We start from the raw sequence: 24,875 nt of genomic DNA, 5'->3' as shown, positions 1-24,875 counted from the left end.
AAAACCGTGTCTTAGAAAACGCCCCAGATGTTGAGGCCCTTTCTAAGACAGGTTCGGCTGGACCCGGATTTCTCCGGGCCCAGCCAAATTTTGCGGCGCATCAGCGATGCACCTGTCGGTTGGCTTAGGCCAGCTCGACTTCGGCGCCAGCTGCTTCCAGCTTGCCTTTGACTTCTTCGGCTTCGTCTTTCGACACGCCTTCTTTGATCTTGCCGCCAGCTTCGACCAGCTCTTTGGCTTCTTTCAGGCCCAGACCGGTGATGCCGCGAACTTCTTTGATCACGTTGATTTTCGAAGCGCCGGCGTTCTTCAGAACGACGTCGAATTCGGTTTTCTCTTCCTCAGCTGCGCCACCGGCGTCGCCACCAGCTGCAACCATTACGGCGCCGCCAGCTGCGGGCTCGATGCCGTATTCGTCTTTGAGGATGGTTTTCAGTTCTTGTGCTTCCAGCAGGGTCAGACCCACGATGCTTTCTGCGAGTGCTTTCAGATCAGCCATTGTATTAGCTCTTTCCGTTTTACAGTGTGTGTTCCAACGTCAGGGGTGTTCCCCTACGCAGATCATTCAGTGCCAACCGCTTACGCAGCTTCCGCCTTCTCTTCGATGGTGGAAAGGATGCTTGCGATGTTGCTTGCAGGTGCGCCAATCGCGCCGGCGATGTTCGAAGCAGGTGCGCCAATGCAGCCCACGATCGAAGCAATAAGCTCTTCACGAGACGGCATTTTCGAAACTGTTTCGACGCCTTTGCGGTCCAGAGCGTTCTCGCCCATAGCACCGCCGAGGATCTCAAAATTCTTGTTATCCTTGGCGAAGTCCTCGGCCACCTTGGCTGCTGCCACGGGGTCCTCGGAATAGGTCAGAACGGTCATCCCTGTCAGCAGGTCGGCCATGCTTTCACACGGCTTACCCTCAAGGGCGATTTTGGCGAGCCTGTTCTTGGCAACACGCACGGCACCACCCGCGTCACGAGCACGTGCGCGAAGGTCCTGCATCTCGGCAACTGTCAGACCGGCGTAGTGCGAAACCACTACGACGCCAGAGCTTTCGAAGATTTGGCCGAGTTCCTCGACCACTTTCTCTTTCTGGGCTCTATCCACAGTTCTCTCCAAGTTTGGGGCGATATCTCACCCCGGCTCATATTTGCCGCAGCTTGCGCTCCGGCGTTCAGGTCCGTTGTTACGGGAATGGCCAAAATTCGCCCGAGGGTGGGACCCTCGAAATTCTTTGGTCTTACCCGTCTCAGGCAGGGAATTAAGGGGCCATATGGCACCACCCACCGTCTTGGACGAAACGAAATAAAGCGCACGACGAATCGCACGCTTTGTTCCGCAGGTCTACTTAGGGCAGATGGACGGGGTTTCCAAGGGGTAAATTGTAAGTGGCAAGCAAGAAATCAACACGCCGTCAACCGCTGCCCAAACATCAAAAAATCGCACACCTAAGTGTTCGCAAATCCGTGGGATGCATAGTTGCCCGTCCATGGCTACGCAACCTGCCAAATACGGTTCAGTTAGACCGCATCCTCGCTACGCGGACTCAGGTGAAGCCAACTCATGGGGTATCCGCGGCCCTCGGAGGCAAAAAGCCAGGTGAGGTCGTCTGGCAAGTATATCTCCGATCGAAGCTGCCGAAGATCACGCTTGGTGTCGTCCAAGACACAAACGTTAAACAATTTGCGTGCGTCTTGAATGAGCCGCTTTTCTTTTTCGGGGGCCGATGGATCACCGCCAGTATGGAGCTCGATCAGAAACTCTGAGGCGCGATATTTGCTAAGGAACTCAAACGTAAGCAGGTCAAATTCACCCCCCTCGATATCGATCAGAAAGAACAGGTCCTCAGGCTGGTATAATCCGCCAAGCTCAGCTTGCAGCGATTCAAACGTAGCCGCGCCCGCAACGCGAACCTTTTCCCGAATATCATTGGCAACTGCAGTTCGGCGGATGACACGCCTGCCTCGGCCTCTTTGCTCAAAACACACACTTTGATCAAAGCAACCAGCGTAGACAAGGCCGACGCCCCAATACCCATCCGCAGCACCAATATCCACCAGTGTTGATTTGGAACTACCCCCAAGGATCGGGAGGTTCTGCTGCTCGTACAGGCCCAGCAGTTTGGTCAGAAGATCTGCCTGCCCCCAAGTGTGCTCATCAATCAGCTTGAAACCACTTAAAAGCCCGCTTTGAACAATGCCACTTTTTTCTTCATAATACTGATAGCTCACGTTTTGCCGGAACTGACGAATGCGGCGGCGCAGCATCCTTAGTTCTTTGGGCGTATTCTGTAGCTCCATGCGGTCAAATCAGCTGGTAAGCTGCCCCCGTTCGCGCCTGACGAATATGTCTAGCCAAGAAGCCCCATTCATTACAATGCTCAGCAACGCCTGCATTAGGCCAATGAAAAAACCCGGGCAGCTTTCGCCACCCGGGTTCAATTTTTCACAGCACATCGCCAAGGCTTATTCGCCGGCAGCGGCCGCCACGTCCAGCGTCACACCCGGACCCATGGTCGAGCTCAGTGCAATCTTCTTCATGTAGGTGCCTTTGGCGCCCGACGGCTTGGCTTTTGCAACAGCCGAGATGAAGGCGCGGACGTTTTCAACCAGTTTGGCTTCGTCGAACGACGCTTTGCCAACGCCGGCGTGCACAACGCCGCCTTTTTCCGCCTTAAACTGAACTTCACCACCTTTGGCTGCTTCCACGGCCGCTTTCACGTCCATGGTCACGGTGCCAACCTTGGGGTTCGGCATCAGGTTCCGGGGGCCCAGAACTTTACCCAGACGGCCAACGATCGGCATCATGTCCGGGGTGGCGATGCAGCGATCGAATTCGATGGTGCCGCCCTGAATGGTTTCCATCAGGTCTTCTGCGCCTACGATATCTGCGCCAGCTTCTTTTGCTTCGTCAGCCTTGGGGCCACGCGCAAAAACAGCAACACGCATCGCTTTGCCTGTGCCGTTCGGCAGGCCAACAACTCCGCGAACCATCTGGTCTGCGTGACGGGTGTCAACGCCCAGGTTCAGAGCGATTTCGATGGTCTCGTCGAATTTCGAGGTTGCGTTGGCTTTGACCAGTGCAACTGCTTCGTCCACCGACAGGTTTTCCTTGCCAGCGACAGCTTCGCGCGCAGCGCGGGTACGTTTACCGAGTTTTGCCATCTTACTTCACCTCGATGCCCATAGAGCGGGCCGAGCCCAGGATGATCTGCATTGCACCTTCGATGCTGGTAGCGTTCAGATCTTTCATTTTGGCTTCGGCGATTTCACGAACCTGCTTTGAGGTCACGGTTGCCACGGTCTCACGACCTGGGTTTTCCGCACCACGGGGACGGTTACGCTTGCCAACCGGCTTCAGACCAGCGGCTTTTTTCAGGTAATAAGACGCGGGCGGCGTCTTGATGTCCATGGTGAAGGACTTGTCCTGATAATAGGTGATCACGGTCGGGCAAGGCGCACCCTGCTCCATGTCTGCGGTCTTGGCGTTGAACGCCTTGCAGAATTCCATGATGTTGATGCCGCGCTGACCCAGCGCCGGACCAACTGGCGGCGACGGGTTCGCCTGACCTGCAGGAACCTGCAGTTTCATTGTACCAGCAAGCTTCTTGGCCATTTGGTTTTCCTTTCAACTTAGGTGAAACGCGTCTCACCCAGATTATGTTGCGTGGTCCGATCCGGGATCGCGATCCCTGCAATCTCCCACGAGAGAATCTCGCCCGAAGACGATAGAGGCGGCATTACAGCGGAACGAAAGGGTTGGCAAGTGGTCGATGACCCGATCCGGACATACCGAATCGCATCCCGGAGGGTATTTTCCGGGCTCAACCAATGCGCAGCCTTATAAATCTCTCGGCGCTCGCCGCTAAGAAACCGATAACACAGAAGAAACTTGCGATGGGTCGCGGGTTTGTCAGAGTATGAGTGTTGGCTTCACACTAAAGCCCGCGGCTGTGCTATACTCTGCAAAATTAGTTAATTTTTAGGTGGAGGTTAATTATGATCATTCGTTTCCTTGTAACACTTGGGATCGCGCTCTCCTTCGCGACATCCTCGCCGCAGGCGGCACGCGCGGACGCTGGCGAAATTCTGGGCGGTGCCGTCGTTGGAGGCGTCATAGGGTACGCAATTGGCAGGGATCAGCAGAAGAAGCAGCAGGCCCGAACGAGATCAACGACCACGCGCACTTACCGTCCGGGCATCCCGTCTACCGCACAAGGTGCACAGACCCAGACGGCGCTCAATTATTTTGGTTACAACGCCGGGAGGGTTGACGGTCAGGTTGGTCGCGGCACGCGGTCAGCGATCGAACGCTATCAGGTCTCTATGGGCTATCCAGTGAGCGGCTATGACTTCCAACCCTATCAGCGCGATTTTCTGATGCAGGCCTACTACTGGGCGATCAGCGGAGGGCAAGCCACTACCCAGCTCTCGGGCCAACCGCTTCTGATGGCCTACCGCCGACAGGTCCAAACCGGTTCTGCTTTGGCTGCTGCGCCTCAGGCACCGGCGCAAGCGCCTACACCAACCATTCCGGTTGCGGTCCCTCAAGCTCAGGAGCCGGAGCCTGAGGCCACCACCACTGAGGCAGCTTCCTCCAGCCTGCCGAGCCTGTTCTCGGGCGGAACCGGCGGCCCGTCGCTGGCCAATCGCTGCAGCGGGGTGATGCTACAAACATCGACCAACGGTGGCTATACAACCCTGTCGAATATGACGGATGCCGATTTTGCGCTCAGCGAACAGTTCTGCCTTGCCCGCAGCTATGCGATGGCGCGCGGAGAGGATCTGATTCAGGATGTTCAAGGGCTGACACCGGATCAGGTATCCGCCCAATGCGACTCGTATGGTGAAATGTTGGCGCCACAAGTTGATGCTCTATCTCTAAGCTCAAAAGCTGACGCTGAAACTCAGATGCGTAAGCTGGCGCTGGATTCAGGACTGAGCCCCAACGATCTTGCCGCGACAAGTAAAGTTTGCCTGGCCATTGGCTACCGTCAGGACAACATGGATACCGCAGTTGGCTCGGCGCTGATGCTGGTCGCGATGGGAGAGCCCGCCTACGGAGAGCTGATCGGACACCACCTGCGCGAAGGCTTCGGAGTGCAGGAACGCCGCGATCTTGCGATGCAGTGGTATGACGCGAGCCTGTCGGCGCTGGACGCCGGATCGCAAGCTGTCTTCTTGCCGTCCCAGACTGACCGCCCGCAACTCTTGCGCGCGGCGATGGTTCAGGCGCGATAGGTCGATACGCAAAGCAGTAGCGACATCATTGGGGTTGAAACAAAAATAACGCCGCGCTGACCGTTGCAACGCGGCGTTTCAAATTTCGCGAGAAGCTTTCTCAGCTCTGCTTGGTAACTTGCGTAAAGTCCAACTCGACCGGGGTTTCGCGACCAAAGATCGAAACCGAAACCTTCAGTTTCTGGTTCTCGTCGTCCACGCCTTCCACCATGCCGTCGAAATCCTCGAACGGGCCGTCGTTGACCTTGACCTTCTCGCCGACCTCGAAGGTGATCATAAGCTTGGGCGCTTCTTCACCTTCCTGAACGCGGTTGAGGATCTGGTTCACCTCGGCGTCGCGCATCGGCATCGGGCGACCCTGAGGGCCCAGAAAACCGGTGACGCGGTTGATCGAGTTGATCAGGTGATAGCCCTGATCGGACATTTCCATGTGCACCAGAACGTAACCGGGCATGAAGCGTCGCTCGGTCGTGACCTTCTTACCCCGGCGCACTTCGATCACCTCTTCGGTGGGCACCAGAACTTCGTCGATATCGTCCTCAAGGCCCTGTTCAGCCACCGACGTGCGGATCTGCTCTGCGATCTTCTTTTCGAAATTCGAAAGAACGCTGACCGAGTACCACCGTTTCGCCATGAACCTGTCGTCCTTGTTTGCCTTTGGCGTGACGGGTCACGCCCATAATTGAAATTCTGTCACGTCACCCGGAATAAAAAGCGGCGCGCAGCTCGAATCGCCGCACGCCCATTCCGAATAGTTCCGTGTCAACTACTCTGACACGGCGCGCTGTGCAAGAGGGCAATGGTATATCCACCGGCCCCGAACGGGCTTAGCTGAACGCACCCAGAATCATGTGCAGCCCGCCTTTGATTCCAAGATCAACCAGCGCAAAGAACACAGCCGTCAGTGCCGCCATGATGAACACCATGACCGTGGTCAGAAGCACCTCTCGCCGGGTCGGCCAGACGACCTTCGAGACTTCGGCGCGGACCTGCTGAATGAACTGGATCGGGTTTAAGGTTGCCATGAGGCTAAAATCTCTCTGCTAGCGGATGGGCCGGACATAGCCGGGCATTGCGGCAATTTCAAGGGCTGTTGACGCCCCTGTCAGGGCTTGGGGCGGTCGTCCCATTGGTCGCTGAGGATACGGCGCGCATCGCCTTCGGGGTCCTCATACTGGTTCGAGCGAACGGTGTAGATAAACGCAACCAGACCAACCCCGCCCAACAGCAGGGAAATCGGGATCAGATAGGCAAGCACTTCCATGGGGGTCACCTCAGCCGCAGGGCGTTCAGCGATACCGTAATCGACGAGGTCGACATCGCCAAGGCTGCGATTAGCGGAGTGGCCAGCCCGGCGACGGCCAAAGGCACGGCGATCACGTTGTAGACGGTGGCGATGCGGAAGTTCTCACGAATCCGGCGCGTCGCCTTGACTGCGGTATCGCAGGCCTCGGCAATCGGGGACAGGTCGTTGCCCAACAGCACAATGTCTGACGCAACGCGCGCCGCATCCAGGGCTGAGGCCGGAGAAATAGACACATGCGCCGCAGCCAGCGCCGCCGTATCGTTCAGCCCGTCACCAACCATCAGAACGTGCCGTCCCTGATCGCTGAGTTCCTGCACCTTTGCGGCTTTGTCCTGCGGCAAGGCCTGAGCGATCCAGTTTTCAATTCCCAGCTTTGCCGCGAGCGCCCGCACCGCACCTTGTGTGTCTCCGGAAATCAGGATGACCTCTTTGCCCGTAGCGCGGAACGCCGCAATGGCCTCGGCGGCTCCTGCACGCAGGCTGTCCGTGAAGGTAAAGCGCAACGGTGGCCGCGACCCGATCGCAAGCCAGGCTGCGGTCTGCTCACCGTCCTCTCCGCCGACCCATACCGCACGGCCCAGCCGGACGCGCTGATCGCGGTAGAATCCTTCGGTGCCATAGCCCGGCACTTCGACGATGTCGCGCAGGGCGGCGGGTTTGATCCCGGCTTCGCGTACGGCCATGGAAAGGGCCAGCGACAAGGGATGTGAAGACGCCTCGGCCAAAGCCAGCGCGATTTCCAGATCGCTGCGTGAATGATCACCAAGATCGGTCAACTCGGGCGTCCCCGACGTAAGTGTGCCCGTCTTGTCAAATACCACCGTGTCCACTTCGGCCAAGCGCTCCAAAGCGGTGGCATGTTTGATCAGCATCCCGTTGCGGAACAACCGACCCGAGGCCGCAGTGGTCACAGCCGGCACCGCCAAACCCAAGGCACATGGGCAGGTAATGATCAGCACAGCAGCGGCGATGTTCAGCGCGGTACGAATATCGCCCGAATAGATATACCACCCCAGAAAGCTGAGCGCTGAAAGGATATGCACCCCCGGCGCATAGAGCTTGGCCGCCTTGTCTGCCAGCGAGGTATAGCGTGACCGGCCCGATTCAGCGATTGCCACCAGATCGGCCATACGGTGCAGCGAGGTATCCTCGCCCACCGCCGTCGCGCGGACCGTCAGGGGGCCGGTCAGGTTGACCTCACCAGCGCTGACGCTCAGCCCGGCCTCGGCAAAGACCGGGAGGGTTTCCCCGGTCAGCAGCGACCGGTCCAACTCGGACTGGCCCGAGATGATTTCGCCATCCACGGGCATACGCCCGCCGGGGCGCACCAAAATCAGATCGCCCACGCTTAGGCTGGCGACGGCCACTTCCTCCTCGGCCCCATCCGTCAGCCGGATGGCGCGCGGAACCTCCAGCGCGGTTAGTTCTTCGGCGGCCGAACGCGCCGCAGCACGGGTGCGATAGTCCAGATACCTGCCCGCAAGCAGGAAGAACGTCAGGGTCAAAGCCGCATCGAAATAAGCATGTTCACCGCTGAGCGCGGTTTCCCAAAGCGACGTGATCAGAGCCAAGAGGATCGCCAGCACAATCGGCACATCCATGTTCAGGCGACGCACGCGCAGAGCGCTCCAGGCGTTGGCAAAGAAGGGTTGGGCCGAAAATGCAATTGCAGGCAGCGCAATCGCGGCAGAGATCCAGTGGAACATGTCGCGCGTCGCATCGGTGGCACCGGACCAGACCGAAACCGACAGCAACATCACGTTCATCGAGGCAAATCCCGCCACTGCGAGCCGCATCAGCAGATCGCGCCCCGCCTTGTCGGTTTGCGTGGCTGACAGCGCACCCGGGTCCAGCTCATGCGCTTCGAATCCGGCACGTTCCAGCACCGGGATAAGATCGGTGGCACGCGTGTCAGGTGCCGCCTTGATCATCGCGCGTTTCAGCGTGAGGTTAACCCGCGCATCCTCGACGCCGGGATGGGCGTTCAACGCGCGCTCGACCGTGGCGATACAGGCAGAACAGTGAATACCGGGGAGCGCCAGGGCAATCTGCACATCCTCCGGCACCGGACGCGCCGGTTCCGCCGGGGCCGCGATGCATCCGGGACAGGCTGCCCTGGCTGGAGTAGCTTGCGCCGTCATCTCGCTAGCCCTTCACATACAGCGGCACACGCTGTGCGAATTCGGACCCGTCTTTGGCTTTGGCCACAAGGCGAATGTTCCAGTTGCCTTTGCCCATCGCAGCCGGGGCTGCATAGGCAATGCCGTCGAAGGAAAAGTCGGGCGAGAAATCCTCTTTCACATGGGTGGCGCGCCCGACAACGGCCTGTAACTCGGCCACCTCCACCGGAGAACCGGCCTGATCGGTGATGCGTAACACCAGTAGCCCCCTGGTCAGCTCGGCCTTGATCTCCCAACCCAGCGCCTGCTGCTCCCGCAGGCGTTCATTGAACTCCTGACTGGCGACATACGAGTTTTTCACCTCCAGCCCCGGAAAGGTCTTAACAGCGTTATAAGCCAGGACGAGGTTCACCGCGATGATCACGCCAAAGGCCGCGACGAATACTGCAAGTGCGTGTTTGCCAGTGAATTGACGTTCCGCCATTCTCAGTTTCCTCGTCCGTTGAACGTGGTGTCTTTATAGGCCCGCTCGCCACTTTCCAGATCCTCGACCCAGATGCGGACCGACGTGCTGTCAGCAGCTGCAGGACCAGTGTCTTTCAGGGCCGTAATGTATACGCGTGTCAATTGTGCCGTATCTGCCGCTACATTTACAGTATCGCCCTCGACGCCTTCAATTTCGACCTGCAGCGACGGATCGCCCGCAAGCGAGAGTTTAAAGGGCCGCTCCTCTCCATGCTTGTTGCGCAGGCGCACGTCATAGGTGTTGCGGATCGTGCCATCCGAGAGGGTCACGAATGTCGGGTTCCGCACCGGAGCCACAGTCAGGTCGATATCCGAGCGGATGAACAGGGCAAAGAGCAGTGCAACGCCGACCAGCGACCAGAGAGACGTGTAGAGAATCGTGCGTGGGCGCAGAATATGCTTCCACACGTTCTTGGGCGGATGACCTTCGCGTTCGCGTGTCTCATCGCTGAGCGCCATATAGTCGATCAGGCCACGTGGCTTGCCGATTTTCGCCATCATGTCGTCGCAGGCGTCGATACACAGCGCGCAGGTGATGCACTCCAGCTGCTGCCCGTCCCGGATGTCGATCCCCACCGGGCAGACATTGACGCAGGCCATACAGTCGATGCAATCGCCCAACTCGCTATCGGCTGTACGTTTGCCTTTGCCACGCGGCTCACCCCGCCATTCGCGGTAACCGACGACCAGAGTATCCTCGTCCATCATCGCGGCCTGAATGCGCGGCCATGGGCAGGCATAAATACAAATCTGTTCGCGCGCGAATCCCCCGAAGAAGAACGTCGTACCCGTAAGAATCAGCATTGTCGTGTAAGCGACCGGATGCGCGTTACCGGTGACCAGATCACGCGCCAGCGTCGGCGCATCCGCAAAATAGAAAACCCATGCGCCGCCCGTCGCCAGCCCAATAAAAAACCAGACCACCCATTTGGTCAGTCGCAGGCGCAGCTTGCGGAAATCCAGCTTTTTCTGACGATGCAGCCGCAGGCGCGCATTACGGTCACCTTCGATCCATCGCTCAACGAGAATATAAAGGTCGGTCCACACCGTCTGCGGACAGGCGTAACCGCACCAGACCCGGCCCAACGCCGAGGTGAACAGGAACAAGCCCAGCCCTGCCATGATCAAAAGCCCGGCAACGAAATAGAACTCGTGTGGCCAGATTTCGATCCAGAAGAAATAAAAGCGCCGGTTCGCCAGATCCAGCAGAACCGCCTGATCCGGCAGGCTTGGCCCCCGATCCCATCTGAACCACGGGGTCACATAGTAGATGCCCAGCGTCACCGCCATGATGATCCACTTAAGGTTCCGAAATGGACCGGATACCCGTCTTGGAAAAATCGGCTCTCTGGCGGCGTAGAGGCTGGGGGTTGGGTTGGAATCGCTCACAGGCTGGCTCCGGGACTGGCTCTTCTGAGTGTGCGTTCTTCCAGATCACAAGCACAGGGACTTTGACATGGGTCAAAACGCGCATCGTACAGATACCTTTTATCACGTTTCGCGTGCCTGACGTCGTAGCCACGAGACAAATGTTCTGACGGCGGGTCTAAGTACCGTATTTGCCGTCACTATATGGTATCCGCGCGTGTCGGGCTCTGCATAGAGCTCTACAATGCGTCCGGCTTTGATATCATGTTCGACGAAATGTCGCACTGTGACGGTAACCCCCTGACCAGCGCGCAAGCCATCCAATACCAGATTCCCTGGAAGCTCGGTGCGGCCCGCGCCGCGTTCCGGACCAGCGCCATGTTCGGCCAGCCAGGTCGTCGCCTCGGTGGTTCCGATCTCTTCCAGCCAGGGCAACTGCGCCAGCTCTGCCGGCGTCCAGGATGTCTTTCCACCCAGCAGTTTCGGGGCGGCTACGATAACCACTGGCGACTGCAACAGCATTTCGGACTGAACACCAGCCCAACCGCCGGGACCGTAGCGAATTGCAATATCGACACCCCCCGGGCGCAATTCAACCACATCAGCAGAGGGGTCGAGGATCAGATTCACCTCGGGATGGGTTTTGCGAAAGGCCGGAAGGCGTGGCATCAGCCACGAGGCCGCAAAGGACGATGTCAGCGATACGTGCACCGGGCGATCCTGGCCGGATCTGGCCAGATCACCCACAGCCGCCTCGATGGCGGCAAACCCAAGCAGCAGGGCCCGCGCCAGATGCTCTCCCTCCGCTGTCAGGGTCAGCGCTTTTCCCGTGCGATCCAACAGCGCCGCACCGAGATGTTTCTCGAGCACGCGCAGCTGTTGGCTAATGGCCGCGTGGCTGACGTTCAACGCGGCACCTGCATCGACCACATTCCGCTTTTCAGCAAATGCCGCGAAAGACCTGAGCGAGGCCATCGGCGGAAGAGAAAGCCAATCCATATGTAACTCCGGCTTACACGATGGAACGGTAATTGAGTCGCATTCGCTGCGTCAAAGGTCAATCCTTTAGACAGCAACACCATTGCACAGGAGACACGCCATGCTGAACGTTTTTGCCCGATCTTTCATGACCGCAACGCGTATCGACGCTCCGCACATTCGCGAGGCCCCCAAACCGAGCCGCCGCAAACGCCGCTGGTTGCCTGAAAGTCACTGGTGGAAGGAAAGCCCGCGCGGGGTGGATCTGGACAATCTCTGACGGGTCTGCGCAGACCCGACTGGACCGCAGCCTGACGCGGCCCTATTGTTTGGAAAATCGGCACCGGCTGTTCTGGAAACGCGCGAACAGATTGAACAGCCGGTGCCTCAGCCTTCGGGCGGAAAACCGCCCGGAGGTGTTCTTTTAGCCTCTACTGACCGCCACCCAATTGATGGACGTAAGCGGACACTGCGCGAATTTGCGCATCGGTCAGACGGTTTTCCCACGCCGGCATGACCCCAAAGCGGCTGTTGGTAACCGTCTCGGTCAGGGCCTCTTCGCTGCCGCCATAAAGCCAGATCGCATCCGTCAGGTTCGGCGCGCCCTGAGAGACATCGCCTTTTCCGTCCTCACCGTGGCAGGCCACGCAGTTATCCTCGAACACAACCTTACCGGCCTGCGCCGCCGCATCGTCGGTCTGCGCGTTGGTCAGAGACATGACATACTGGACCACCTGAGTGATCTCGTCGTGCTCAAGTATCTCACCAAAGGCCGGCATCTCGGAATAGCGCGCATCGTCGCTTTCCTCGTTTCGGATGCCGTGGGCCACGGTGGTTTCGATGTCTTCTAGGGTACCGCCCCAAAGCCATGCGTCGTCCAGCAGATTGGGGAACCCGGGGGCACCCTGTGCACCCGAGCCGTGGCACTGCGCGCACCAGGTCCGGAACACAGAACCACCCGCGTTGACCGCATATTGCTGCAGTTCGGCATCCTTGGCGATGTCATCCAGCGGGGTTTTCACCAGTTTGGCATTCCAGGGCGCGTTCGCCTCTTCAAAGGCAACCATGTCCTGCTGCACGATTTCACGCGTGGACCACCCCAACACACCGGCTGTTGCGGAATGCACCAGCGGCCATGCCGGATACAGGATCGTGTAGATCACACCCCAGATAATGGTGGCGTAGAAGGTCCACAGCCACCAGCGCGGCATCGGGTTGTCAAATTCCTCGATACCGTCCCAGCTGTGGCCCGTTGTGTTTGGATCGCCCGGCTGTTTTTTAGGTGTCTTGCTCATTGCCGCGCCTCCTTGGATGTGGCGGGTTTGTCGTCGCCCCGTAGGGGCGCTGGGGCATCAGCGTGCCGGAAGGGAATATTGGCGGTGTCCTTGTATTCCTTGCCGGCACCGGGACGGAAAACCCAGATGACGATGCCAACAAAGAAGATGAACAACACCAGAAGCATCCAGCTATCCGCAAACTGTCTGAGAAGCGTATATTCTTCCATCACACCCTCCCTCAGCGGCTTGCATCGGGCGTAAAGGTCGAGAAGTCGACCAAAGTGCCCAGCATCTGCAGATAAGCGATCATCGCATCGGCCTCGGTCAGCTCTGGCTGGCCGTCAAAGTTGCGCACGTTCACCTTGTCGCCATAGCGTTCCAGCAAACCGTCATAATCGCTGTCAGGATCTGCCTGAGCGCGGAAGTCGGCCTGAGCGTTCTCAAGCATCTCTTCGGTATACGGCGTCCCCAGAAGCGCGTTGGCTTTCAGGACGTCGGCGATGTATTTGCCATCGATCTTGCGATCTTCGAAATAGCCATATTTTGGCATCACCGATTCCGGCACCACGGATTGCGGATCACGCAGGTGGTCGACATGCCACTGGTCGGAATAGCGGCCACCGACACGTGCCAGATCAGGTCCCGTACGCTTGGACCCCCACTGGAACGGGTGGTCATACATCGACTCGGCCGCCAGCGAGTAGTGGCCATAGCGTTCGACCTCGTCCCGCATCGGGCGGATCATCTGGCTGTGGCAGACATAACAGCCCTCGCGGATGTAGATATCGCGCCCCGCCATTTCGAGAGGGGTGTAAGGGCGCATACCCTCCACCTTCTCGATGGTGTTCTCAAGATAGAACAGCGGGGTGATCTGAACGATGCCACCGATGGTCACGACCAGAAAGCTGAAGATCAGCAGGAGGGTCGCGTTGGTCTCGAGGATCTTGTGTTTGTCGAGAATTGCCATTGCTCCGGCCCTCCTTATTCAGCCGGGACCGGGACGGTCAGGCTGGCCTCTTTGGCCGGCGCTTTCCGCACAGTCATCCACAGGTTGTAGCACATGATCACCGCGCCAGCGAGGAACAGAACCCCACCCAGAGCACGCACCACATACATCGGGAACTTGGCGGCCACAGCGTCGGCGAACGAATTCACCAGGAAGCCGTTGGCATCCACTTCACGCCACATCAGGCCTTCCATGATTCCGGTGACCCACATCGACGCGGCGTAAAGCACGATGCCGATGGTGGCGAGCCAGAAGTGCCAGCTGACCATCTGCAGCGAGTACAGACGCTCACGCTTCCACAGGACAGGCACCAGGAAGTACAGCGCACCGAAGGTGATCATGCCGTTCCAGCCCAGCGCGCCCGAGTGTACGTGGCCGATGGTCCAGTCAGTGTAGTGTGACAGGCTGTTCACGGCGCGGATCGACATCATCGGTCCTTCAAAAGTGGACATGCCGTAGAAACCGACCGAGATCACCATCATACGGATGATCGGATCGGTACGCAGCTTGTCCCATGCGCCCGACAGGGTCATCAGACCGTTGATCATACCGCCCCACGAAGGCATCCACAGGATCACCGAGAACACCATACCCAGCGTCGAGGCCCAATCGGGCAGCGCGGTATAGTGCAGGTGGTGCGGACCGGCCCAGATATACAGGAAGATCAGCGCCCAGAAGTGGATGATCGACAGTTTGTAGCTAAAAATCGGACGATCGGCCTGTTTCGGGATGAAATAGTACATCATGCCCAGGAAGCCCGCTGTCAGGAAGAAGCCCACAGCGTTGTGGCCGTACCACCACTGGATCATGGCGTCTTGTACACCCGACCAGACGATAACCGATTTCGATCCCCAGATGCTGACCGGAATGGTCATGTTGTTGACCAGGTGCAGCATGGCGACGGTCACGATGAAGGCGAGATAGAACCAGTTGGCCACGTAGATGTGGGGCTCTTTCCGCTTGATGATCGTGCCGAGGTAGACGGCCAGGTATGCAACCCAGACGATGGTCAGCCACAGGTCGATATACCATTCGGGTTCGGCATATTCTTTCGACTGCGTGCTACCCAGCAGGTAGCCGGTCGCGGCCAGAACGATAAACAGCTGATAGCCCCAGAAGACGAACCACGCCAGATTGCCGCCCCATAAGCGCGCCGCGCTGGTACGCTGGACGACATAGAACGACGTCGCAATCAGCGCGTTGCCGCCAAAGGCAAAGATGACCGCCGATGTATGCAGCGGCCGCAGACGCCCGAAGTTCATATAACCTTGCGCCCACTCGAAGTTCAATGCGGGAAAGGCCAGCTGGAACGCAATAAAGGTTCCCGCGAGGAACCCGACCACACCCCAAAAAGCGGTTGCGATCACACCATAGCGGATCACGTCATCCATGTATTCCGCCGAGCGATCTACAAGAATATCTGGCTCATCGGTGTTTCTAAGCGTCCAGATGAACAAGCCACCAGTGATGAACATCACCAGTGTCGCATGCATCTGATACGCAAAATCCCGTGCATAATTGGTCGCGATCGCCGCGAATAGCGTGATCAGACCAAGCACGATCAGCTTGATGTAATTTGACATATTGCGTCCCTTTGCCATGCCCCGCGCGATTCTTCATGCCACGCGAAACCCTTTTGACTGCGTGCTGTAATGCAGCGAGGCCAATTCTGCTGCTTTGATCTGTGTCAAGACAAGCCCCTGTTTTCTGTGACAGGTATTTTCCAGAAACAGACACGCGCCCCGAATAAGGCCGCGCCGGAAACACGAGGTCAATGTGGCATATAAATCCCTCCTTACGGTCATGACAGAAACCAAGCTTTCCCAAACGGTTCTGGCGCAGATGGTGGCTTTGGCAGAAGCGCAGGACGCCCATGCCGAAGCCCTGTGTCTTGGTGTCGACCGAAGCCAGACCGGATATTACTACGCCGGAGCAAACGCACTGATCCTGCAGGAAACACTGAGTCGCGCCAATGCCGAGGCCGACGAGATTCTCGCCTACGCTCAGGATTATCTGGGCAACTCGGGTGTACGCTGGTCGGCTGAAAACGGTGTGGCCCAGATCGCGGATATCGGACGACATGTCGCGCGTCGCGCACGCTTCTCGGATCTGGTCATTTTGCCACGACCCTATGGAAAGGATCGCGATGCCGAGGCTGAACCGATTGTCGAGGCTGCCATGTTCGAAGGCCATGCCCCGGTTCTGTTGGTACCAGACGATGTCGAGCCGATTTCATCCCCCAAAACCGTCATGGTAGGCTGGAACGAAAGCGTTGAGGCAATGCGGGCCATCCGATGCGCGCTGCCATTTCTGAAACGGGCCGAGCTCACGCGGATCGTCGTCATCGATCCGCCCCGTCATGGGCCGGATCGCTCAGACCCGGGTGGGATGTTGTCTCAGATGCTGGCGCGGCACGGTGTGAAATGCGAGATCGACGTGCTCAGCAAAACCATGACCCGCGTATCCGATATCCTCAACCGTCATGCCGCCGATACCGAGGCCGACATGATCGTAATGGGCGCCTACGGGCATTCGCGCTTTCGCGAGGCCATTCTGGGCGGTGCAACCCGCAATATGCTGGAACAATCCGAAGTGCCGGTTTTTCTGGCCCACTGACACCACTATTGCTACGGACATTGCCGCCGCTCTCTGAGGGGCGGCTTTGCCTATGCCTTGCGGATCAGACCAATCACGAACAGAAGAATCACCGCGCCGATCGTCGCAAAGATGATCGACGAAATCAGACCGCCGCCGACCGCAAAGCCCAAGGCGGGAAAGATTGTGCCTGCCAGGAATGCGCCAACGATTCCGACAATGATATTGCCAATCAGGCCAAACCCGCGTCCTTCCATGATCTTTCCGGACAGCCATCCCGCAATCGCGCCGATGAACAACATGGCCAGAATACCGCTGAATTCCATTGTGAACTCCTGATAATTGGGGTCCGGCGCCAGAACACTCAGCCGTCAGACCAGAAACCCGCCATCCGTATCGTCACCCGCCTCTTCCATGAGGCGACCCATATCGGGGATCGTCACGTGGCGTTTGCCTTCCAAGGTAATGACCTGATCCTTCTTCAGGGCCGATATCTGCCGGCTGACGGTTTCCAGCGTCAATCCAAGATAATCGGCCATCGCTTCGCGTGTCAGGGGCAGGTCAAATACGATCGGGCCAGCCATGCCGGACTGGTGAATCGATGCGTCCCGGCGCGCGATGATTGAAAGCAGACTGGCGATCTTTTCCCGCGCAGTCTTCCGCCCCAACACCAGCATCCACTCACGGGCCGCATCCAACTCATCCAGAGTCATCTGCAACAGGCGCTGCGCGATATGCGGTGTCGTCACCATCATTTCTTCGAAAGGTTTTTTCCGAAAGCAGCACATCACAAGATCGGTCGTCGCGACCACATCATACGGCGCGATCTCACGACCGGGCCGGCCAACGAAATCACTGGGCAAAAGCAAGCCCACCATCTGTGTGCGCCCGTCTTCCATCGTCTGGGTCAGAGACGCGATCCCGGAAACAACCGAGCCGACAAAATTCATCGGATCGCCGGACCAGATGATCGTCTGCCCGGCCTCGAAGCTGCGATAGTACTTGATGCCCTCAAGTTCTTCCAGCTCATCTCTTTCGCAATGCGCGCACACCGCGCGATGCCGGATCGGGCATTCGCCGCAATTGGTGTGATCGAATTGGGCCTTGAGTGTCATTCGCGTTTCCATTTGATTTCGGTCAAAGTACCCTGGGCCCTCCCGCTATAGTCATATCTTTATGACACTGAAACCTCAACTGGCACGGCTTGGACTTTTTGACGCGAAAGTACCGCGTTATACCAGCTATCCCACCGCCCCTCATTTCAGCAATGACGTGGGGGCTGATCTGTTTGGCGACTGGATTTCCGGGATTGCCCCCGGCAGTTCCATCTCGCTTTACATTCACGTACCGTTCTGCCGCAGACTGTGCTGGTTTTGCGCCTGTCGGACACAAGGCACCCAAACAGATAACCCGGTCATCGCCTATGTGGACGTCCTGAAGGCCGAGCTGGATCTGCTGGCTGCACGCCTGCCCGAAGGTGTGACGCTGTCACGTCTGCATTGGGGCGGTGGCACGCCGACGCTGCTGAACGCCGACCTGATGCGTGAACTGGCCGGGCGGATTCTTCAGATAGTTCCGTTGGGACCAGACGCTGAATTCTCGGTCGAGATTGATCCGAATGAGATTGACGAATCCCGGCTGGATGCCCTGGCCGAGGCCGGGATGAACCGCGCCTCGATCGGCGTGCAGGATTTCGATGATGAAATCCAGAAAACCATCGGCCGCATCCAGAGCTACGATACCACTCGCAAAGCGGCCGAGATGATCCGCGCACGTGGCATTTCCAGCCTGAACGCGGATATCCTTTATGGTCTGCCTCATCAGACCAAAGCCCGTATGACCGAAAGCGTTCAAAAACTGCTTTCTCTCAACCCGGATCGGGTCGCACTCTATGGCTACGCGCATGTGCCTTGGATGGCCAAGCGCCAGCAGTTGATCCCATCAGATGCGCTTCCCACGCCGGAACAGCGACTGGAACTTTTTGAAACCGCCCGACGCCTATTCCTGTGGGACAACTACGCTGAGATCGGGATTGATCATTTCGCGACTCAGGATGATGGGCTGACCCATGCGCTGCGCGCCGGTCGCCTGAAACGGAATTTCCAAGGCTACACGGACGATCAGGCCCCGATTCTTATTGGCTTGGGTGCCAGCTCGATCTCGCGTTTCCCGCAAGGCTATGCGCAAAATGCCCCGGCGACGTCGGCCCATACCAAGGCCATTCGCGAAGGGCGTTTTTCGACATCACGGGGACATTTGTTCAAAGGTCAGGATGTTCTGAGGTCTCGTCTGATCGAGGCGCTGATGTGTGACTTCCAGATCAATTCGAACGAAATCCTGCGCGACTACGACATTTCTGCCGCCGAACTGCAGCAAATGTACGCCAAAGCGAATGCCACCTTCGACGGCCTGCTGCGCGTGGACGAAAACGGCTTGTTCATTCCGCCCGAAGCACGCGCGCTGACCCGCATGATCGCCCGCAGTTTTGACGCATATGACCTGAGTAAGGCCGGGCACAGTTCCGCGATCTGAATTCTTTTTGGTAGGTCGTTTTTTGCGACCTTCCCTTCCAAACTGGCACGGGGGCTTGACGCATGCCTTCGGTTTTCTCCACACTCTAGGGGTGGAGAGGCCCGCCTCTTCGCAGCCTGAGGCAGGCATACGCAGACAGTTCTTGCCGACGCACATGCGTTCGACAGCCCTTTTCGTGCAGCCATTCTGCAACCTGAAAGAGGGACAGCACCTATGCGCGTTTTCACCGTCCTCGGCCCCAGCCAATCGGGCAAATCTACCCTGGTCGAGGCCATCAGCCGCCTCGACGGGCGACCAACCACATTCGATGTTTCCGGAACCGTGCACCTGCACGGTTTTTCTTATTTAGACGAACCGTGGTGCGCGGTGGACGTGGACGGAGGCGGCGATGCACTGGCCTATGTCGGCCCGGCCATGGCGATCTCGGACGCGGCGGTTGTGGTCGTCCCACCCGACCCGGATGCTGCCGTCCTATGTGCCCCGTATCTAAGGTTGGTCGAAGAGGCAGGCATTCCCTGTTTCCTGTTCATCAACCGCATGGACAGCCCCAACGGTCGTATCCGCGACATTGTTGCGGCGCTACAGACCTATTGCACCCACCACATCGCTTTGCGGCAGGTACCGATCCGGGACGGGGACACCATCATCGGCGCAGTCGATCTGATTTCGGAACGCGCTTGGAAGTATCAGGAGGGTCAGCCCTCGGCCCTGATCGAGCTACCGCAATCGGCGGAAGACCGTGAACAGGAAGCACGCACCGAATTGCTAGAAACCCTATCGGATTTCGATGACAATCTGCTGGAGCAACTGATTGAGGACAAACAGCCTCCTAGCGAAGAGGTCTACGAGCTGGCCGCACAGGTTTTGCAGAACCACCAGCTGATCCCGGCCTGTCTGGGTGCCGCGAGCCATGGCAACGGTCTGACCCGGTTAATGAAAGCGCTGCGCCATGAGGCTCCGGAATTCAACATTGCCGCTGACCGGGATGAGGCCGAAGAAAACGCCCGGTCAATTGCAGGTTTCGCAGATGTAAAGAAACACATTGGCAAAATCACGGTTCTGCGCGGCCTCGGCGACGGGGTCAAAGCACACGAGGCCCTAGGTGGTGAGACTGTCGGAAACCTGACCACGCTGGACGCCAAGACCCAGATCAGCGCGCTGGAGGCCGGTCAGATTGGCTTGGCTGTCAAATCCGATCACCTCAATCCCGGGTTCATCTATGACAGCGCGTCAGCAACACCCTTGCCGGAATGGGCTTCGTCGCACCCAGCGGCGCACCGTCAGGTCGTATCGCCTGCGCATGAGCGAGACGACGTGCGCCTGTCGAACGCTTTGACCCGGTTGGTCGAAATCGACCCCGGTCTGCATCTGGAGCAGGATGAACTGAGCGGTCACTCTGTTCTGGGCTCGCAAGGGCCTCAGCACATGCGCCGCGTGACGGCCAAGCTGGCCGAAGATTTCGGGATCGAAATCGAAGCCGAAGCTGCTGGCACTGCCTATCGCGAAACCATCCGCGCGAAGGTTGAACATCGTCACCGCCACCGCAAACAATCCGGTGGTGCGGGGCAATTTGCCGATGTCGTCATATCGATTGCGCCCCTGGCACGCGGATCGGGGTTTCATTTCGAAGAGATTGTCAAAGGGGGCGCGGTGCCTCGGAACTATATTCCTTCGGTGGAACATGGCGCCAGAGATGCTCTGGCGGAAGGCCCCGAAGGTTTCCCCGTGGTAGATGTCAAAGTCACGTTGAGCGACGGCAAGCACCACAATGTGGACAGCTCTGACTATGCGTTTCGAACCGCGGGCAAGAACGCGGTGCGCGAAGCGCTGCCGGAAGCGAAACCGGTCGTCCTGCAACCGATTCTGAACGCCGAGATACACCTTCCTTCGACCTTTGTCGGTGATCTGGTCCCAACGATCAGTTCACTGCAGGGGCAGGTCTTGGGCTTCGAGGGCAACCCGAACGCGCCGGGCTGGGAAATATTCAACGCTCAGCTCCCCGCCGTGGCCGAGGACGAACTGCATCGAACGCTCGCCAGTGCCACACGCGGCACCGGATGGGTAAAGCTGCAATTCGATCACTACGAAGAGTTGCGTGGCCCCGTCCCCAGCTCGGCCAAGAACAAGGAAATGGCCTGAAGCCAAGGGTGCGGGCTGCTTGTCAGCCCGCCGCCGCAATCAGTTCGCGGGTATAGTCTGTCTGAGCGTTTTCAAACAAATCCTCAGCCGCACCCATTTCGACGACGTCCCCGTTTCGCATGACGATGACGTTATGGGACATCGCGCGCACGACCTTCAGATCGTGGCTGATGAACAGGTAGGCCAACCCATACTTTCGCTGAAGGTCGCGCAGCAGATCGACAATCTGCACCTGCACAGTCATATCGAGTGCGCTGGTCGGTTCGTCCAGCACCAGTAATTTGGGCCGCAACACCATGGCGCGGGCAATCGCGATGCGTTGCCGCTGACCGCCCGAGAACTCATGCGGGTATCGATCCATGGCGGCAGGGTCCAGCCCAACCTCGGTCATCACCTCAGCCACAAGCTCGCGCGGGGCGCGGTGAGGGTCGATCTTGTGGATGGCCAAACCCTCCGCAATAATCTGCTGACAGGTCATCCGAGGGCTGAGGCTGCCGAACGGGTCCTGAAACACGATCTGCATGTCCTTGCGCAGCCGCCTGAGTTCACGCGTAGACCATCGGCGCACGTCTTGGTCGCGGAAGGTGATACCTCCCTCGGACGCAATCAGTCGCATGATCGCCAGCGCCAGCGTCGTCTTGCCCGATCCGCTTTCGCCCACGATCCCAAGAGTTTCACCCGCACGGACACTGAGCGTCGCGTCATTCACAGCCTTCACATACCCAACGGTCCGTTTCAGAAAACCGCGCTGGATCGGAAACCAGACCTTCAGATGATCGGTGCGCGCAACTTCTTCCGCGTTTGCTTCGACAGGATCTGGATGCCCCGACGGTTCGGCCTCCAGCAGTTTGCGGGTATACGAATGCTGCGGATTGTCGAAGATCTCCGAGGTCACGCCGGCTTCGACAATCTCGCCGTCTTTCATCACGCAGACCCGATCGGCGATACGGCGGACGATGCCGAGGTCATGGGTAATGAACAGCATCCCCATATTCTCGGATTTCTGCAACTCGGCCAGCAGTTCCAGAATCTGCGCCTGAATGGTCACGTCCAGCGCAGTCGTTGGTTCATCTGCGATCAGAATGTCCGGCTTGTTCGCCAACGCCATCGCGATCATCACACGCTGACGCTGCCCGCCGGAGAGTTGATGCGGATAACTGTCCAGCCGGTCCTGCGGGTCGCGGATACCGACCTTGGTCAGAAGCTCCACGATCCGCTCACGTGCGGCGTCCCCTGTCAGCTCCTGGTGCAACGCCAGCGACTCAGCCATCTGTTTCTGGATCGTGTGCAACGGGTTCAGCGACGTCATCGGCTCCTGAAAGATAAAACTGATGTCATTGCCGCGCACATCCATCAGCCTGTCCTCGGAAGCACCGATCATTTCCCGCCCTTCATAGGTGACCGAGCCCTCTACGATGGCGCTATCCCCCAACAGAGACACGGTACTCAGCGCAGTCACTGATTTGCCCGACCCGGACTCACCGACCAAAGCCACCGTTTCCCCCCTGTCCACGGAGAAGGACACGCCCTTGACGGCCGCCGAGATTCGCCCGTCCTGCCGGAACGAGACCTTGAGGTTGTTCGCATCCAAAAGGCTCATGAGAAGGTCTTTCTAGGATCAAACGCATCGCGCACGCCTTCGAAAATGAAGACCAGCAGCGACAGCATGATGGCAAAGGTGAAGAAGGCAGTGAAGGCCAGCCACGGGGCCTGCAGGTTCTGTTTCGCCTGCAAGGTCAATTCCCCAAGCGACGGGGCCGAGGACGGCAAACCGAAGCCGAGGAAGTCCAGCGAGGCCAGCCCACCAATGGTTCCGGTTACGATGAACGGCATGAAGGTCAGCGTGGCGACCATCGCGTTAGGCAGCATGTGGCGGAACATGATCGTCATGTTGCCAACCCCCAGCGCTCGCGCGGCGCGGACATATTCAAGGTTGCGTGCTCGCAGGAATTCAGCGCGCACGACGCCCACCAATCCAGTCCAACTGAACAGGATCATCAGAATCACCAAGAGCCAGAAACTTCGCCCGAGGATCGCGAACATGATGATGATAACGTAGAGCGATGGAGTCGCAGACCAGATCTCGATAATCCGCTGGAAGATCAGGTCCAGCCAGCCGCCGAAAAAACCCTGAATGGCCCCGGCGAAGATGCCGATCAGACTGGCCACGCCCGTGACGATCAGCGTGAATAGAATCGACAGACGGAAGCCGTAGATCACCCGCGCCAACACGTCTCGTTTGGTGTCGTCCGTGCCCAACAGGTTCTGACCATTGGGCGGCAGCGGAGCCGCGCCGGGCCGGTCCACGCTGGTGTTGAAGGAATAGGGGATCGGCGGCCAGATGGCCCAACCACGTTCGAAACCTTCGGCCTGATACGTACCGGCCTTGATTTCGTCGATAATCCCTTCGGGATCGTCGAAACACTGATCCAGCCCGCCGCTGTCGATCAGGCACATGACCTCTGGGTCGCGATAGATCGCCTCGGTCTGGAAGTCGCCGCCGAACTCGGTCTCGGCGTAGAAATTGAACACCGGCGTGTAGAACTCACCCCGGTATTTTATCAGGATCGGTTTGTCATTGGCGATGAACTCGGCAAACAGCGACAGGCCGAACAGCACCGAGAAAATGATCAACGACCAGAACGCCCGGCCATTGCGTCGGAAGTTGCGCCAACGGCGCTGGTTGAGGGGGGAAAGCGCCATTTACCCCTCCCGTTTTTCGAAATCGATGCGCGGGTCGACCAGCACATACATCAGATCGCTGATGATGCCGACGACCAGCCCCATCAGGCCAAAGATGAACAGCGTGCCGAAGATCACCGGATAATCACGGGCCACTGCGGCCTCGAAACCCAATCGGCCCAGACCGTCCAGCGAGAAGATGGTCTCGATGATGATCGAGCCGCCGAAGAACACCCCGATGAACACCGCCGGGAAACCTGCGATCACGATCAGCATCGCGTTGCGGAAAACATGGCCGTACAACACCTTGCTTTCGCTCAGCCCCTTGGCGCGGGCGGTCATGACGTATTGCTTTTTGATCTCGTCCAGGAACGAGTTCTTGGTCAGCAGCGTCAGCGTCGCAAAGGCCGATATCGTCAGCGCGATGATTGGCAATGCGATATGCCAGAAATAGTCGGTGATCTTGCCAAACAAGCTGAGGCTGTCCCAATTGTCCGAGGTCAGCCCGCGCAGAGGGAAGATTTGCCAATACGAACCACCAGCAAACAGAACCAGCAGCAGAATGGCGAACAGAAAACCGGGGATGGCATAGGCCACGATAATCATACCGCTGGTCCAGGTGTCGAACCGCGATCCATCCCTGACGGCCTTGCGAATACCCAGCGGGATCGACACCAGATAGGCGATCAGCGTTGACCACAAGCCCAGCGAAATCGAAACAGGCATCTTTTCCAGCACCAGATCAATCACGCTGATCGAGCGGAAGTAGCTTTCGCCAAAGTCCAGCGTCAAATAGTTCCACATCATACCCAGGAAGCGTTCAAGCGGTGGTTTGTCGAAGCCGAACTCCTTCTCCAGCTCCGCGATGAACTCGGGCGGAAGGCCGCGCGCTCCGACATATTTGTCGTCAAATGCGCCACCCGCAGTCTCTGCACCCGCCCCGGCGTCACCACCGCCGGCAAAGCCGGCAAAGACATCACCCTGACCTTCGATCTGAGCGATGATCTGTTCGATCGGCCCGCCGGGAACGAACTGCACCAGCGTGAAATTAACGATCATGATGCCCAGAAGGGTCGGAATGACCAGCAGCAGGCGTCTTAGGATATAGGCGCCCAT

Annotated in this window: 26 protein-coding genes; 5 read left to right on the top strand and 21 right to left on the bottom strand. The window is 58.4% G+C overall.

The annotated features are described in order from the left end of the window. Window positions 1–124: 124 nt before the first annotated feature. The 5 genes from rplL to rplK form a co-directional block, all read right to left on the bottom strand. Window positions 125–499: a 50S ribosomal protein L7/L12 gene (gene rplL / locus RA27_RS13820; RefSeq protein ID WP_010441182.1), complete on the bottom strand. Its 375-nt coding sequence runs from the start codon at window positions 497–499 to the stop codon at window positions 125–127. 80 nt (window positions 500–579) lie between these two features. Further along, on the bottom strand, window positions 580–1,098 hold the full coding sequence (gene rplJ, locus RA27_RS13815) for a 50S ribosomal protein L10 (RefSeq protein WP_010441181.1): 519 nt from the start codon (window positions 1,096–1,098) through the stop codon (window positions 580–582). A 413-nt stretch (window positions 1,099–1,511) separates the two neighbouring features. Then, window positions 1,512–2,258, bottom strand: coding sequence for a hypothetical protein (locus RA27_RS13810; RefSeq protein ID WP_039539918.1), 747 nt, complete (start codon window positions 2,256–2,258; stop codon window positions 1,512–1,514). A 198-nt stretch (window positions 2,259–2,456) separates the two neighbouring features. Beyond that, on the bottom strand, window positions 2,457–3,155 hold the full coding sequence (gene rplA / locus RA27_RS13805; RefSeq protein WP_008758243.1) for a 50S ribosomal protein L1: 699 nt from the start codon (window positions 3,153–3,155) through the stop codon (window positions 2,457–2,459). A gap of 1 nt (window position 3,156) precedes the next feature. Next, on the bottom strand, window positions 3,157–3,606 hold the full coding sequence (rplK, locus tag RA27_RS13800; protein WP_039539915.1) for a 50S ribosomal protein L11: 450 nt from the start codon (window positions 3,604–3,606) through the stop codon (window positions 3,157–3,159). A 383-nt stretch (window positions 3,607–3,989) separates the two neighbouring features. On the opposite strand from rplK, the gene RA27_RS13795 reads away from it, so the two are divergent. Next, window positions 3,990–5,231, top strand: a complete 1,242-nt coding sequence (locus tag RA27_RS13795) for a peptidoglycan-binding domain-containing protein (protein ID WP_039539912.1) — start codon at window positions 3,990–3,992, stop codon at window positions 5,229–5,231. A gap of 100 nt (window positions 5,232–5,331) precedes the next feature. On the opposite strand, the gene nusG is transcribed toward RA27_RS13795, so the two are convergent. The 7 genes from nusG to RA27_RS13760 all read right to left on the bottom strand — a co-directional run bounded on the left by nusG (window position 5,332) and on the right by RA27_RS13760 (window position 11,549). After that, the gene (gene nusG / locus RA27_RS13790; protein ID WP_039539910.1) at window positions 5,332–5,865 is read right to left on the bottom strand and encodes a transcription termination/antitermination protein NusG; all 534 of its coding nucleotides are present in this window, start codon (window positions 5,863–5,865) and stop codon (window positions 5,332–5,334) included. A 193-nt stretch (window positions 5,866–6,058) separates the two neighbouring features. Next, window positions 6,059–6,256, bottom strand: a complete 198-nt coding sequence (gene secE, locus RA27_RS13785) for a preprotein translocase subunit SecE (RefSeq protein WP_039539907.1) — start codon at window positions 6,254–6,256, stop codon at window positions 6,059–6,061. 80 nt (window positions 6,257–6,336) lie between these two features. Next, the gene (gene ccoS, locus RA27_RS13780) at window positions 6,337–6,495 is read right to left on the bottom strand and encodes a cbb3-type cytochrome oxidase assembly protein CcoS (protein WP_039539905.1); all 159 of its coding nucleotides are present in this window, start codon (window positions 6,493–6,495) and stop codon (window positions 6,337–6,339) included. 5 nt (window positions 6,496–6,500) lie between these two features. Continuing rightward, entirely contained in the window at window positions 6,501–8,678 is a 2,178-nt protein-coding gene (locus RA27_RS13775; protein WP_039539902.1) for a heavy metal translocating P-type ATPase, read from the bottom strand. A gap of 4 nt (window positions 8,679–8,682) precedes the next feature. Then, on the bottom strand, window positions 8,683–9,141 hold the full coding sequence (locus RA27_RS13770) for a FixH family protein (protein ID WP_039539899.1): 459 nt from the start codon (window positions 9,139–9,141) through the stop codon (window positions 8,683–8,685). Window positions 9,142–9,143: 2 nt separating this feature from the next. Next, on the bottom strand, window positions 9,144–10,571 hold the full coding sequence (gene ccoG / locus RA27_RS13765) for a cytochrome c oxidase accessory protein CcoG (protein ID WP_039539896.1): 1,428 nt from the start codon (window positions 10,569–10,571) through the stop codon (window positions 9,144–9,146). 102 nt (window positions 10,572–10,673) lie between these two features. After that, window positions 10,674–11,549: a LysR family transcriptional regulator gene (locus RA27_RS13760; protein ID WP_039539893.1), complete on the bottom strand. Its 876-nt coding sequence runs from the start codon at window positions 11,547–11,549 to the stop codon at window positions 10,674–10,676. A 100-nt stretch (window positions 11,550–11,649) separates the two neighbouring features. On the opposite strand from RA27_RS13760, the gene RA27_RS24410 reads away from it, so the two are divergent. Continuing rightward, window positions 11,650–11,808, top strand: coding sequence for a hypothetical protein (locus tag RA27_RS24410; RefSeq protein ID WP_193746515.1), 159 nt, complete (start codon window positions 11,650–11,652; stop codon window positions 11,806–11,808). 151 nt (window positions 11,809–11,959) lie between these two features. On the opposite strand, the gene ccoP is transcribed toward RA27_RS24410, so the two are convergent. From ccoP to ccoN, 4 genes are read right to left on the bottom strand one after another with little or no spacing between them, the layout of a single operon-like run. Further along, the gene (gene ccoP / locus RA27_RS13755) at window positions 11,960–12,823 is read right to left on the bottom strand and encodes a cytochrome-c oxidase, cbb3-type subunit III (protein WP_039539890.1); all 864 of its coding nucleotides are present in this window, start codon (window positions 12,821–12,823) and stop codon (window positions 11,960–11,962) included. Further along, window positions 12,820–13,032, bottom strand: coding sequence for a CcoQ/FixQ family Cbb3-type cytochrome c oxidase assembly chaperone (locus tag RA27_RS13750; protein ID WP_039539887.1), 213 nt, complete (start codon window positions 13,030–13,032; stop codon window positions 12,820–12,822). Before RA27_RS13750 ends, ccoP begins: the two co-directional genes overlap by 4 nt. Before the next feature lie 11 nt (window positions 13,033–13,043). After that, a complete protein-coding gene (ccoO, locus tag RA27_RS13745) occupies window positions 13,044–13,772 on the bottom strand; it encodes a cytochrome-c oxidase, cbb3-type subunit II (protein WP_039539884.1) in 729 nt (242 codons plus the stop codon). Window positions 13,773–13,786: 14 nt separating this feature from the next. Next, window positions 13,787–15,394, bottom strand: coding sequence for a cytochrome-c oxidase, cbb3-type subunit I (gene ccoN, locus RA27_RS13740; protein WP_039540067.1), 1,608 nt, complete (start codon window positions 15,392–15,394; stop codon window positions 13,787–13,789). A 193-nt stretch (window positions 15,395–15,587) separates the two neighbouring features. Here ccoN and RA27_RS13735 point away from each other — a divergent pair, with 193 nt between their 5' ends. Beyond that, window positions 15,588–16,427 (top strand): universal stress protein, encoded by an 840-nt coding sequence (locus tag RA27_RS13735; RefSeq protein ID WP_039539881.1) that lies wholly within the window; start codon window positions 15,588–15,590, stop codon window positions 16,425–16,427. A 50-nt stretch (window positions 16,428–16,477) separates the two neighbouring features. Here the strand turns inward: RA27_RS13735 and RA27_RS13730 are convergent, their stop codons facing one another. Together RA27_RS13730 and RA27_RS13725 are read right to left on the bottom strand one after the other, a co-directional pair. Continuing rightward, window positions 16,478–16,732 (bottom strand): GlsB/YeaQ/YmgE family stress response membrane protein, encoded by a 255-nt coding sequence (locus RA27_RS13730; protein WP_039539879.1) that lies wholly within the window; start codon window positions 16,730–16,732, stop codon window positions 16,478–16,480. A gap of 45 nt (window positions 16,733–16,777) precedes the next feature. Beyond that, window positions 16,778–17,521 (bottom strand): Crp/Fnr family transcriptional regulator, encoded by a 744-nt coding sequence (locus tag RA27_RS13725; RefSeq protein ID WP_039539876.1) that lies wholly within the window; start codon window positions 17,519–17,521, stop codon window positions 16,778–16,780. A gap of 61 nt (window positions 17,522–17,582) precedes the next feature. Between RA27_RS13725 and hemN the strand changes: the two genes are divergently transcribed. Next, the gene (gene hemN / locus RA27_RS13720; RefSeq protein ID WP_039539873.1) at window positions 17,583–18,938 is read left to right on the top strand and encodes an oxygen-independent coproporphyrinogen III oxidase; all 1,356 of its coding nucleotides are present in this window, start codon (window positions 17,583–17,585) and stop codon (window positions 18,936–18,938) included. 213 nt (window positions 18,939–19,151) lie between these two features. After that, window positions 19,152–21,077, top strand: coding sequence for an elongation factor G (locus tag RA27_RS13715; RefSeq protein WP_039539871.1), 1,926 nt, complete (start codon window positions 19,152–19,154; stop codon window positions 21,075–21,077). Between the two features lie 22 nt (window positions 21,078–21,099). On the opposite strand, the gene RA27_RS13710 is transcribed toward RA27_RS13715, so the two are convergent. Genes RA27_RS13710 through RA27_RS13700 form a run of 3 tightly spaced genes read right to left on the bottom strand, consistent with a single transcriptional unit; the run spans window position 21,100 to window position 24,875 of the window. Then, window positions 21,100–22,677, bottom strand: coding sequence for an ABC transporter ATP-binding protein (locus RA27_RS13710; RefSeq protein WP_039539868.1), 1,578 nt, complete (start codon window positions 22,675–22,677; stop codon window positions 21,100–21,102). Continuing rightward, complete coding sequence (locus tag RA27_RS13705) at window positions 22,674–23,780, bottom strand: ABC transporter permease (protein ID WP_039539865.1); 1,107 nt, start codon at window positions 23,778–23,780, stop codon at window positions 22,674–22,676. Before RA27_RS13705 ends, RA27_RS13710 begins: the two co-directional genes overlap by 4 nt. After that, window positions 23,781–24,875, bottom strand: coding sequence for a microcin C ABC transporter permease YejB (locus tag RA27_RS13700; RefSeq protein ID WP_039539863.1), 1,095 nt, complete (start codon window positions 24,873–24,875; stop codon window positions 23,781–23,783).

The sequence above is a fragment of the Ruegeria sp. ANG-R genome, from assembly GCF_000813985.1.
In the GTDB taxonomy this organism is placed as follows: Bacteria; Pseudomonadota; Alphaproteobacteria; order Rhodobacterales; family Rhodobacteraceae; genus Ruegeria.
Note: the sequence above shows the minus strand (reverse complement) of the source record. Positions and strands in the feature narration are given on the sequence as shown.